This window comes from Candidatus Alkanophaga liquidiphilum, assembly GCF_053996935.1.
In genome coordinates this window covers 37,158-48,775 of the sequence record NZ_JBMXYC010000066.1, presented here as the reverse complement: position 1 = coordinate 48,775, position 11,618 = coordinate 37,158, and the positions used below count along the sequence as shown (strand labels likewise).

The window sequence follows — 11,618 nt, the reverse complement described above, 5'->3', positions numbered from 1 at the left end:
ACACTTCGAAGAGAAACTGGGTTTTCTTCAACGGTAAGAGAAAGCTGTTCAAATGCAAATGTGGCTACGAAGCCAATGTGGATAGAACTGCCTCTCGTAACATAGCAACTCTGGCTCTGGAGCGGGGTTTGGTCTCTGAGACCACTCTCAGCACCCAGCCCCCGAGTTCCAGAGCCGGGGGCGCTGTCAGCCGCCCCGTCAGGCTCGATGAGGGTTGTTGGCAACATCTCCCCTCCGAGAGCAAGCTCCTCGATTTATCGAGGAGAAGCTGACCCCACGCTTACAACATCATGAAGAATGAGTATCCAAAGTTAGGAGGGCACTTCGAAGTGCTTCATTACACGCAACTCCTACAAGAGTTAATTCAAAAAGGCGAGATAAAATTATCAGAGTTTAAATCTAAAGTTACATATCACGACCCTTGTTTTCTGGGTAGATACAATGGGATTTATGAACCTCCAAGGGAGGTTCTACGGAGCGTTCCGGGAGTCGAACTTGTGGAGATGGAGCGAAATAGAGAAAATTCCTTTTGTTGCGGTGGTGGCAGCGGGAACATCTATATGGACTTCTTAGGCGGCGACGACGCAGCTCCTAACAGGATTAGAATAAAAGAAGCTTACGATACCGGCGCTGAGGTTTTAGCCGTAGCGTGCCCTGGCTGCATGATGATGCTTGAGGACGCTTTAAAAGAAGAAGAATTAGAGGATAAAATGGTCGTCATGGACTTATCTGAGCTTGTGAGAGATGCTTGCCTGAGATAAGCTTCCTTTATTTGAGCGGATTTTGATGTTAAATTGTCAAGGTGCTGCCTGTTCAGAGCGCCGCACTACGAGCTTTACGCTTGTTTACCCGGCCGGAATGCACCCCCCGTCTGAAGCGAATGATTCTTTTATGATACTTCCAGCAATTAAATAAAAAAAGGAGAAATTAACGAGCAATTTCTCTGGAGATGATGAGTTTTTGGATCTGAGTGGTGCCTTGGGCGAAGGTGAAGCACTTTGCGTCTCGGAAACAACGTTCTACGCGTCCTTTCATCACGCCGTAGCCGCCGAGCACGGTCATTGCGTTTACTGCCGCTTTCACGGCGAGTTCCGTGCCATACCACTTCGCCATTGAGGTTTCCTTCGTGTGTTTCTCGCCACGGTCGCTGAGCCATGCCGCCTTATAGCAGAGGAGGCGAGCAGCCTCGATTTCTGTCGCAATTTCCGCAAGCATGAAGCCGATGGCTTCGTGCTCCCAGAGTTTCTTCCTAAAGGTCTCCCGCTTCTTCGCATATTCGAGCGCGGCATCGAAAGCGGCTTTCGCAATCCCGACGTTCCCCGCGGCGAGCGTCAGTCTCGTCTCGTCAAGCGTCTGCATCAGAATCCTGAAGCCCTTGTTTTCCTCACCGAGCATGTTTTCGGCGGGCACTCGCACGTTGTCAAAATGGATGACGTAGGCTTTGTGTCCTCTCGTGCCAATGTAAGGCTCTCGCTCGCCGATTCTGATGCCGTCGGCGTCCTTAGGCACGACGAAAAGGCTTACACCTCTCGCTCTGAGCGAGGGGTCGGGGTGCGTCCTTGCTGACGTCACGAAGAAGCTGGCGATGTGCACCTGGCTTATTTGCCGCTTCACGCCTTTCAGTACGTATTCGTCGCCGTCCCTTTCCGCTTTTAGCGTTATGGCGCCGGCGTCGGAGCCGCAGCCCGGCTCCGTCATCGCAAGCGCCGGGAATGCGTCGCCTCTTGCAATCTTTGGTAGCAATTCCTCCTTCAGCGACTCTTTGCCGCCGATAACTATGGGGAGCGTGCCGAGCCCTGCGACCTCGACGAATGGGATGCAGGAGCCGCAGGCATAGCCTATTTCCTCGGTGATAAGGCAAATACTCACCTTATCAAGCTCAAACCCACCGTATTTCTTCGGAATCCAGACCGCAGGTAGCCGCAACTCCTTCAGCATCTTGTCCAAAAGCTCCTGCGGCACGTCCTCCTTCTCGTCTATCTCCTCAGCTCTCGGAAGGAGCTCCTTCTGCGCAAATTCCCGAACCCGCTCCCTCCATTCTTCCTGCTCGGGGGTCAAGTCGAAAGAAATCGGCATGATTTTTAGTTGTCTTTATTGCATAAAAAAGCTCATTGTGGGGGCGGCGATTTGATAATTCAGAAGTTCTGGTGACGTGCTCTCTGCCGGGCTGCTGAGATTTCAAGGCGTCTTCTTCTGTTCGGACCCAGCCCGCCTCGCATTAAGTAGTCTTTGCATGTGTTCTTTTAAGCCTTTGAAGGGAAGTCGCTCCACATACCAGTCACACGGCAGCCGCAACTCCTTAAGCTCCGACTCCGCAAGCTCGACCTCGACACTTGTGCCTTCGGCGGTGGGCTTGACGAAGATGTCAAAGCTTTCGAAACGCTTTGACGAAACGAAAAGCATGAAATAATGGCGGTAGTTGTGCAGCTCCCACTCTAAAACTTTGATATTGTAACGGCGGAACTCCGCAGGGTGCACAAGCCGCAGCTCCTTCGGGCTTACGATGGGCTCATATCTTATCCTCGTGCGGAGGACGCCGCCAGTATCTCTCGCTGCTACGATATATTCTCTCTCCTCGCCGTCATACAGCACTCTCGCACGGTAAAAAGGTCCACCGTCGGACGAGCCTCTAAAATTTGAAACTACCTCGAAAGGAATGGTATCCCTCGAAATGAGCCCGGAGTCCGTCAGCGCCCCGTGAAGCTCGTCCGCAGTCTCCCCGAAGAACAGTGACGCTGAAATGCGGACGGTGAGCTGCGGCTTCCTCGACGTGCCGTAATTGTGAATCTCCTTAATGCGGGCTTCAAAATGCTTCGACTCTAACATCATAGCTAAACCTCGGAACACATTTTCTTAATCTTCATTTTCCCCACTCTCTTCGAGTTTTGTAAGATTCTGACGTAATTTAAGTTTTATTTTTGTATTTCAATCTTTATAGCATACTAATTTATTTTCCCGTTGCTTGCAAGACCCCCTTAGGGAATACGCAACGCAAGCGGAGGGGGCGGGTCAGATTTAAATGCTCTGAGGAAGAATACAACGACCTTGTGACAGCCGTAAGGCTGGACGTAGCTGACGGTCAAAGCACGTCGCAACTCGTCAGCTAAAATCAATAGGTATACGTCCTACTAAACTTAAACGGCGAGAATGGCGTTCCGCCGCCCTCATAGAACTTGGTGAACCACTCGTAGAAGTGCAACCTGATGGTGTGGATGCCCGCCATGATGGCTTCAAGGATAACGACGAGGGCGGTGCCGCCGAGGAAGACGAGGGCGGCTATTGCTGCGCTTATCTTCATGCACATGAACGTCAGCAGTATGAACACCTCGATGAGCGCAGCGTGGCACAACGCCAGCGCCAGAATCCTACCGTATGAAACGGTATTTGCGAGGAAGCGGAAGAAGTTTTCGAGCAAAGCGTCAATAATCCCATCTATCAGGATGATAAGCAGGTCCATGGTTGAGCGCTTCTGCTTTTCGCCGCCGTTCTCCGCAATCGCAAGCTCGCCGCCGTCAGTTGCCATTTCTCCGTGCCCGTGCGCTTCGCCATGTTCTGCATGCTTCAACTCCTCCACGATTCTGAGAATCATGAGTGTAAGTATCGGAGCGATTATGAACGCCGTGAAGTTTCTCAGCAGCACGGGGATGTTGCCGTCGCTGAGTTCCGTGAACGGCGGGAAGCCGAAGAGCAACAGCAGGAAGTAAAGGGCGCCGAAAAGACACCAGATCTTCACAAAACCAGCAACGCCTTTCAACTTATCACCTTTCAAAAAGTTGTTCACGCCGTTGAGCGTCAAGCCCAGCCCCATGTGCAGTGCGCCGATGAGCATCGAGACCACAAACATGAACTCCACGTTCGGAATCGGCTCGAACCACAGCGGCTTGAAAATCAAGGAGTGCGGCGGGTGCATATGCAGCGCCTCCTCAATCATGTGTGCAGCGTATTCGCTGAAGCCGAAGAACTCGCCAAACAGCGCCCCGGCGACCATCGAGAAAAAACCGCAGAGCGCAATCACTAACCCCATCTGCCGCATCTCCTTGCCCAAGCCTCTGAAAGCAAGCATTAAAGCAAGACCGAGCAAGAAAACGAGCAACCCATGCCCGATGTCCGGGAACATGAGGCCAAACAAGATTGGGAAAATGATGGCGGTAATGATTGTGGGGTCGATGTCGCCGTAAGACGGCGGGCTATACATGTTTATTATGGACTCAAAGGGCTTCAAGAAACTGGGGTTCCGGAGGAGCGTTGGGACTCTTGTGTCATGTCGGCTCGGCTTCCGCACCTCAAAGGCGCAAACGTCGTCCGTGACGGAGCGCACGCCCTCAATGACGGCATCCACGTCGTCCACAGGCACCCAACCCTCTATGACCTTCGCCCGCTCAGTTTCGCCGAACAGGAGTCGCATCCGGGCGCTTGTATCCTCTATTTGCACGAGCTCCCGCATCACAAACAGGTCATACAGCTTCTCTTTTTTTACCTCCTCAATCTTACGCTTCGCCTCCTTTATCTGCGCCTCAAGCTTGTTCTGCCTCTCTCTCACCTCTTTTATCGCATCCTCTATGTTCGCAGACAGGAACGGCGGCGGTGTGAAGATTTCGAAGTCTACCATCCTTAACGCTCTTGCCACTTCGTCCCTGTGGGCTTTCAGCGTGACCACGATTGCTGCCACGACGCCCGCGTCAAGCGGCTTCGAAACAACAATACTTTCTTCACCGGCAGCACCCGCAACGAGTCGCTCCAGCTCCGCAGCGTTTTCAGCAGAAACCCTTCCCACAAACACGTAAACGAATTCTTGCTCGCCCACGAAACTTAAATCCACACCCAAATCCCGCAGCACGTTTAGAATCTCAAGTGTGTTTTCAAGCTCCGAAAGCTCAGAATGAGCACGCTCTGCACGCTCTCTCGCTCCGATGACGGCTTCCTCCACCCGCCTTAGCTCATTTTCTATATCCCTAATGTCCACCCTTTCCACTTTTACCCGCCGCACCGCCTCCTCGTGCCGCTTGAACAACAAGTCCTTTATACTCCGTTTCTCCTCCTTTGCGGGGCGGAGCACTTCTATCACATTATCAATACGCATCAAAAGCCCAGAATACTTCGCTAAAGTAGGATCCGCCTTAGGCGGCTCTACCAAATCACCAAACTCGTCCAAAAACTCTTTTATGTCGGTGACATGCACGCAGCCAAGCTCGTCCATCTTCTTTATAATCGCATCCACGTGCTCGTCCAGCACGATTATGCGAAGCTCCCGCATCTCAACAGGACGTAGCATACCAACCTCCATCTTCCATGGAAGAGCTATAAAAGTTTTTTGAATTTGCTTAAAGGGAAGAGGTATTAAAATCACCGTCGCTGCTGCAACCGCCACACGACCCAATCTGCTAAGAACTCCATGGCAACGACATGCTCCCTAATCCTATGTCCGGCACCTTTGACTATAAAAAGCTCCTTTTCCGAGCTTCCAGTCGCCTCGAAAAGCTTGTAAGCGTCTCTTACGTCCACAAGCTCGTCAAGCTCGCCGTGCATGATGAGCAGCGGCTGCCTCACATCCTTAATCCAACGCAATGGCCTCAGCCCCTCAGCCTCCGCTGCAAATTTTTTTATAAATTTGTCAGCGTCTTCGGCTCTTAAGCTTCTCTGCTTTTTGATAAAGGCTTTAAAGCTTTCGGGGTCAAGCCGCAGCGCCGCCGGGCAACTGCACGTCGCTAGCACGTTTATTCGAGCGTCGTGCGCCGCATTGTAAATGGCAACGACGGCGCCGCCACTGAACGCAACGACGCCCAACTTGCTGACTTCTCTCGCGCGCGACAAAAAATCCACGGCAGCTCGCAAGTCCTCGGACCAAGAGCGCAGGCTGAAGTAGCCGCTGCTGCCCGCCGTGCCACTGAAGTTGAAGATGAGGGCGATGACGCCACGCTTGCAGAAGCGTTTGGCGAGTTCTCCGTAGCCTTTTTCCTCAACGGGCTTCGCTACCTTCGGAATGCCGTGGCAGAGGCACACCGCCGGGCGTTTCTCCGCACCTTCAGCTTGCGGCGTGAATAACGTGCCGCTCAGCCTCACGCCGTCCCGCTTAAACGAAATTTTCTCCTCCCTCATCCTCGTCTTCAGGGGACTTGTAGTAAGGACATTCTGAAAAATTGCCGTCGACGAGCAGCGGGCACTGTGGGTAGCCGAAAACGAGTGTGCAAATCCCTCTGTCCTCAAGAAGATACCGACACTTCCTCTCCATCCTTTTGAGTTTGCTTTCCACGTCGTTAAATTACATTCGTTTGGCAGCGGCAATACACTATCAGCCGCAAAATAGCTTGCTCTCGGCTTCTACCATAGAGATATAAGCCCGGAGATGTAAAATGAAAGGCATGGGACTAAGGACTTCTGATGAATATTTAGAACGACTTCGAGAGATGCGCCTCAATGTTTACATAGGTGGCGAGCGTGTCCGCCGCGATGATAAGCGGCTGCTGCCCTGCTTGCGGGTGATATGTAAGACTTTTGAGGAGGCGCAGAAGCCGAAATATGAGGGTCTGATGACGACGCCATCGCATTTGAGTGGGGAGAAGATAAACAGGTTCACGCACGTTTGCCAGACGCCTGAAGACCTTTTGAAAAAGCAGCAGATGATAAGGACGTATTGTAGGATGACTGGCGGCTGCATCCAGAGGTGTATGGGCTGTGACGCCATAAATGCGCTCTCAGTCGTCACCTACGAGCTTGACGAAGCCTTCGGCACGGACTACCACGCCCGCTTCCTCGAATACCTGCGAGAGTTTCAGCAGGAGGACATGGTCGCCGCCGCCGCTCAGACAGACGTCAAGGGTAACAGAGTCTTGAGACCTCATCAGCAGGCGGACCCCGACCTCTACGTCAGAGTCGTGGAACGGCGTTCAGACGGCATCGTGGTGCGTGGCGCAAAGAACAGCATAACGATAGCGGCATACGCCGACGAGCTGATAGTGCTACCGACGAGAGCGATGACCGAGAGGGATGCGGACTGGGCGGTCTCCTTTGCGGTCCCCGCCGATGCTGAAGGCGTGCATCTCGTAACGAGGGCGACGGCGCCGAGACAGAGAAAAGTGTTGAAGGCGCCTTACACCGAATATGGCATCGGCGACTCTTTTGTCGTCTTCGACGACGTTTTTGTCCCTTGGGACCGGGTATTCATGTGTGGGGAATGGCAGTTAGCAGGACGGCTGGCGACACTCTTCGCCCTTTTCCACAGGCACAGTTACACGGCGTGCAAGCCCGCCCTCACCGACGTCTTTCTCGGCGCCGCCGTCTTAGTTTCGGAATACAGCGGCATACTCGGCAGGGAGCACGTGAGACGCAAGCTCGTTGACCTTGCGTGCGTTGCGGAACTCGTCTATGCCGCCGGCATCGCCTCCGCAATATTTTCAAAACGAGCCACCTCTGGCACCTGCATCCCTAACGTGATTTACACGAACGTCGGCAGGCGGCACGTCGGGCTCAACATCTACCACGAATATGATATCCTTGCGGACCTTGCAGGCGGGCTTCCGGCGACGTTGCCTTTTGAGGACGACTTTTTCAACGAGGAAACAAAAGGCTTTCTCGAGAAATACATAAAACGTGCCGCCGACATCCCGTCTGAGAACGTTCACAGATGCTTCCGGCTGCTCTCCGACATACTGTGTTCGGCGCACAGCGGCGTCATGCAGCTCGTCGGAGTCCACGGCGGCGGCTCTCCGATAATGGAGGAAATAGCCGTTTACCAGAATTACGACTTTGAGGATAAGAAGAAGGTGGCGGAATATCTGGCGGGTATAAGGGGAGACCTCCCTGACTTCGAAGTGGGGTGAAGTGATGAAATACAAGAGCGTGGGCTTCGGCTACATGCTCCCGCTCCACCCTTGGAGCCTGATTTTGGAGCTTACAAAGCATTGCGAGGCAGCAGGGCTCGATGCGGTTTACATGGCAGATCACACCGTGGCGTTCGGCATAAAGAGATTTGACGCCCTCGAAGCTTGGACGACGCTCGCCGCCCTCGCCACCGTCACGAAAAAAGTCCGGCTCGGAGCCATCGTCAGCGACGTCCACCGACACCACCCTGCAGCCCTCGCTCAGATGGTAACGACCGTTGACATCATATCTGGAGGACGCACGGTCCTTGGCATCGGCATAGGCGAGGGTATGAACCTTATCCCCTTTGGCGTGCGCCACGACAAGCCCACAGCACGCACCAAAGAGGGGGTGCGGCTTATAAAAAAATTGTGGACTTCTGAGGGACGAACTTCCTGCGACGGCGAGTTTTTCAGCCTGAAGAACGCAAAGCTGCAGCCAAAGCCGATACAAAACCCACACCCGCCAATCTGGATTGCCGGGACTTCGCCTTCAATGTTAAAGCTCGTCGCCGAAGTCGGGGACGGCTGGGTTCCGGCATTCATGACGCCCGATGAGTTTGCGAAGACGCTAAATGAAATTCGGGTGATGGCGGCTGAGCTCGGCAGGGACGCTTCGGAAATAACGCCGGTATGTTACACCTACTGCGTCGTGGCAAAGAGCGACGAGGACGCTGAAAACATGATAAAAGTGCCGGCGAAGATGAATTTAGCTCATTTTTCGACGAGGCTGCGCCGCTATGGTGTGGAAGTACCTGAGGAATTAAGAGTAACGAAAATGCCGCTCGATGAGAGCTCTGCTCGCAAGCTGCTCGAATTCGCAAAGAGGCTGCCGGATGAGACCATAGAGAATCGCTTCATCTACGGCTCTCCAGAAAGGTGTATAGAAATCATCGAAGAATTCATAAAAGCCGGCGTGCAGCAATTTTGCCTGCCACTACTCGTCAGATACGAAAACATGAAGGACACGCTCAAGCTCTTCGCCGAGGAAGTAGTTGAATACTTCAAGGAAGCTTAAAAGCGATGCTGCGATGGAACAACAAGCTCGGCAGCGGGACGCAAAAGTAACGCACGCTTTAAGCTAAGCACTCCAGCCGATTTAGCCGCACTCCGCCGTTAGCCAGAGGCTTCCTGCTGTTTCAACTCCTTAAGGAACTTCATGATTTCAGAGACGAGCTCTTCAATTTTTTCTTCGCCCTCGTAGCAGACTTCGAGCACAGGAACGCCCTTTTTCCTTATCAAATATTTGAAATACTCGTCGGCGACAGCGCAGCCCATGCAGCCGAAAGTAGGTGGAGCGTTCTCTACGATGACCGCAGCCTCTGCCTCCTCAAGCAGCGGGACGAGAACTCCGATACGCCCCTTGAGCCCCGCAGGCTCCTCTACGGAGACGTAACGCAACGCCCGCTTCAAATCCTCTTCGGTGATGTTTAGCGGCGGTGCATCTATCTCTGCATCTCGAACCCGCTTACCTATCTCCTTCATTAGCACCACGGGCTCGTGCCCTGCTCGTTCTACAAGGTCCGAAAGTATCAAACTGTTCGGCGGGTAAACAAGCACCTTCATCTTCATCCCCTACTCCTTTATAATCACAAACAAAAATATACCTTCGTGGAACTTTGCCCGCCGCTGACCGAGGAGGACGTAAGGAAGCTGAAGGTAGGTGACGTCGTTTACGTCAGTGGCGAGGTTGTCGCCGTAAGAGACAGGACGCTGGCGAGAATCTTGGAATTCATCAGGGCGGAGCAGGGGCTGCCGGTGCGTCTTAACGGCGGCGTGATTTTCCACTGCGGACCCTTAGTGCGTAAGGTGGGCGAGGGGTGGGAGGTCGTTGCCGCCGGTCCTACTACGAGCTGGCGGATGAATGAAACAACGACGAAACTTCTGGAAATGTCAGAAATACGGGCGATAATAGGGAAAGGCGGAATGGATGCCGCCGTGAAGGAAGCGATGAGAAAGCACGGCGCCGTGTATCTTGCGATGACTGGCGGCTGTGGCGCTCTTGCCGCCGAATTTTTAAGGGCAAAAGAGGTGCATTGGTCCGACCTCGCCGCCGAAGCCCTCTGGATTTTTCATGCAGAAAAGCTCGGTCCTCTGCTTGTAGCCATAGATGCGCATGGGAATAGCCTTTACGAGCGGCGAAGAAGCCGTTAAAAGTTAAAGCTCCAATTCTTTTTTCGTGTAAATCACAAAGCGATCACCTTCATACATGAAAGGAAAATATTGCAGGTCGTGATGCGTGCTCCGCATCTTCACAACGCAAAGATAACGCTCAAGTTCGGGAATAGGTCCTTCCTTCCTCGTCAGATCCAGATGGATTATTGCATCAGCTATAAACTCCTCCACGCCATACCTGCTGAACCTCTTCTCAGCAAGCTCCATTTCCGAGACCAGAAAGCTCGTGACTCCCGCATCCTTTAGCCCTTTAAAAAGGTAATATATCTCCTTTCGAGGATTCGTGACCATCGTCAATGAGTATAAAGCGTTCAGGGAATCTATGACCACAAGCTCTAAACTCGCATCTTTTCTTTTTACATCCTCTACGTAGTTTTTGACACGCTTCATCCAGTTCGTCTCGAACCTCATGTCGCTTTTTGCTTCCTCCTCTATCGTGTTGTAGTCCACAATCGTCAGGTTTTCACTCTCAGCACTCATATTAAGCTTCGCCATGTGCAGTTTCAGATCCGGAATGGGCTGCTCTAAGGTTATGTAGAGCCCACGCCGCCCTTCGTTTATTGCGTTATGATACAGAATGCTGTATGCAAGAGAGCTCTTCATACAGCCCGGCATCCCACATATCAAAGAGACGCTGCCTTTAGGAATTCCTCCTTCAATGTGTTCATCTAACCTCTCGACGTAAGTTTTTATTCTTTCTATCTTAACCATAACGTTTTCCCCATTCTGCTGCCAATATATAAAAATTTCCTTGCTGATGTTATATACTTTTAGCAACACATATCAAATTGGTGGTGAACATGCGTGTGGGAATTTTGCTGGCGTTATTGCTTACAGCTTTTCTCTTTGCAGGCTGCATAGAACGCATAGGCTACGAGCAGGCGACCCCCTCGCCCTTAGAAGAGGGCACGCCGACGTCCACACCAGCACTAATGACGCCAACGCCGCCGCAGGCAACACCGACGGAGACTGCGGAAGCCACGCCGCTCGTGACCTCAACGACGGCAACGCCGCCTTTGGAGAGGCATACTCCGAACGCCACTGAAGGCACGCATACACCAACACCGACGCTCCCCGCAGCCCAAGAGAGAGTTAGAGCTTACGTCAAAAACGTTGTGGACGGCGACACCATCGACGTCGAGCTTGAAGGAGGCACGGAGGAGAGGGTGCGGCTGGTCGGCGTGGACGCTCCGGAACTTTCGGGGAACGAGCCTGAGGAGTATGGTGGGATAGATGCAGGGTGGCTTGACTTCTGGGGGTTCTTAGTAAAGAGCTTTGCGGAAGGTAAACTTATGGACAAGCATGTGTATTTGGAGTTTGACGAGCTTGCGGGCGAGCGGGATAAATACGGGCGCCTTCTCGCTTACGTTATCTTAGAAGATGGCACGGACTTCAACGCCGAACTTGTGAAAGAGGGCTTTGCGAGAGTTTACGTTGAGGGCGAGTTCGCCAAGAGGGACGAATACCTCGCTTACCAAGAAACGGCACAGGACGAGCGGGCGGGTTTGTGGTATTATTATGAAATTCTCTCTGCCCTCGAAAACTTCACAACAGAAAGCTTCTGAGCAGTAGAGCGCAGAACTGCAG

13 protein-coding genes are annotated in these 11,618 nt (G+C 52.8%); 5 read left to right on the top strand and 8 right to left on the bottom strand.

The features are described 5' to 3' along the window. Window positions 1-227, bottom strand: a 227-nt coding sequence (locus tag ACXJJA_RS08770; protein WP_456487836.1) for a hypothetical protein, incomplete at its 3' end; no start/stop codon positions are given. 63 nt (window positions 228-290) lie between these two features. On the opposite strand from ACXJJA_RS08770, the gene ACXJJA_RS08765 reads away from it, so the two are divergent. Then, window positions 291-761 carry a (Fe-S)-binding protein gene (locus tag ACXJJA_RS08765; protein ID WP_456487835.1) on the top strand — a complete coding sequence of 157 codons (471 nt, stop codon included), beginning with the start codon at window positions 291-293 and terminating at the stop codon, window positions 759-761. Between the two features lie 166 nt (window positions 762-927). On the opposite strand, the gene ACXJJA_RS08760 is transcribed toward ACXJJA_RS08765, so the two are convergent. The 5 genes from ACXJJA_RS08760 to ACXJJA_RS08740 all read right to left on the bottom strand — a co-directional run bounded on the left by ACXJJA_RS08760 (window position 928) and on the right by ACXJJA_RS08740 (window position 6,229). Continuing rightward, the gene (locus ACXJJA_RS08760) at window positions 928-2,076 is read right to left on the bottom strand and encodes an acyl-CoA dehydrogenase family protein (protein ID WP_456487834.1); all 1,149 of its coding nucleotides are present in this window, start codon (window positions 2,074-2,076) and stop codon (window positions 928-930) included. 102 nt (window positions 2,077-2,178) lie between these two features. After that, the gene (locus ACXJJA_RS08755; RefSeq protein WP_456487833.1) at window positions 2,179-2,829 is read right to left on the bottom strand and encodes a hypothetical protein; all 651 of its coding nucleotides are present in this window, start codon (window positions 2,827-2,829) and stop codon (window positions 2,179-2,181) included. A 280-nt stretch (window positions 2,830-3,109) separates the two neighbouring features. Continuing rightward, window positions 3,110-5,284 carry a V-type ATP synthase subunit I gene (locus tag ACXJJA_RS08750; protein ID WP_456487832.1) on the bottom strand — a complete coding sequence of 725 codons (2,175 nt, stop codon included), beginning with the start codon at window positions 5,282-5,284 and terminating at the stop codon, window positions 3,110-3,112. A 59-nt stretch (window positions 5,285-5,343) separates the two neighbouring features. Beyond that, complete coding sequence (locus ACXJJA_RS08745) at window positions 5,344-6,096, bottom strand: alpha/beta hydrolase (RefSeq protein WP_456487831.1); 753 nt, start codon at window positions 6,094-6,096, stop codon at window positions 5,344-5,346. Next, the gene (locus ACXJJA_RS08740; protein WP_456487830.1) at window positions 6,071-6,229 is read right to left on the bottom strand and encodes a hypothetical protein; all 159 of its coding nucleotides are present in this window, start codon (window positions 6,227-6,229) and stop codon (window positions 6,071-6,073) included. Before ACXJJA_RS08740 ends, ACXJJA_RS08745 begins: the two co-directional genes overlap by 26 nt. A 121-nt stretch (window positions 6,230-6,350) precedes the next feature. On the opposite strand from ACXJJA_RS08740, the gene ACXJJA_RS08735 reads away from it, so the two are divergent. Together ACXJJA_RS08735 and ACXJJA_RS08730 are read left to right on the top strand one after the other, a co-directional pair. After that, on the top strand, window positions 6,351-7,817 hold the full coding sequence (locus ACXJJA_RS08735; protein ID WP_456487829.1) for a 4-hydroxyphenylacetate 3-hydroxylase family protein: 1,467 nt from the start codon (window positions 6,351-6,353) through the stop codon (window positions 7,815-7,817). A gap of 4 nt (window positions 7,818-7,821) precedes the next feature. Further along, window positions 7,822-8,874, top strand: coding sequence for an LLM class flavin-dependent oxidoreductase (locus ACXJJA_RS08730; RefSeq protein WP_456487828.1), 1,053 nt, complete (start codon window positions 7,822-7,824; stop codon window positions 8,872-8,874). 98 nt (window positions 8,875-8,972) lie between these two features. Here ACXJJA_RS08730 and ACXJJA_RS08725 read toward each other — a convergent pair whose 3' ends face one another. Then, a complete protein-coding gene (locus tag ACXJJA_RS08725) occupies window positions 8,973-9,428 on the bottom strand; it encodes a methanogenesis marker 5 protein (RefSeq protein ID WP_456487827.1) in 456 nt (151 codons plus the stop codon). On the opposite strand from ACXJJA_RS08725, the gene ACXJJA_RS08720 reads away from it, so the two are divergent. After that, window positions 9,357-10,010: a FumA C-terminus/TtdB family hydratase beta subunit gene (locus ACXJJA_RS08720; protein ID WP_456487826.1), complete on the top strand. Its 654-nt coding sequence runs from the start codon at window positions 9,357-9,359 to the stop codon at window positions 10,008-10,010. The two genes, ACXJJA_RS08725 and ACXJJA_RS08720, sit on opposite strands and share 72 nt — an antisense overlap. A gap of 3 nt (window positions 10,011-10,013) precedes the next feature. Here the strand turns inward: ACXJJA_RS08720 and ACXJJA_RS08715 are convergent, their stop codons facing one another. Continuing rightward, window positions 10,014-10,742 (bottom strand): RAD55 family ATPase, encoded by a 729-nt coding sequence (locus ACXJJA_RS08715; protein ID WP_456487825.1) that lies wholly within the window; start codon window positions 10,740-10,742, stop codon window positions 10,014-10,016. 89 nt (window positions 10,743-10,831) lie between these two features. On the opposite strand from ACXJJA_RS08715, the gene ACXJJA_RS08710 reads away from it, so the two are divergent. Beyond that, window positions 10,832-11,596, top strand: a complete 765-nt coding sequence (locus ACXJJA_RS08710; protein ID WP_456487839.1) for a thermonuclease family protein — start codon at window positions 10,832-10,834, stop codon at window positions 11,594-11,596. Window positions 11,597-11,618 lie beyond the last annotated feature (22 nt).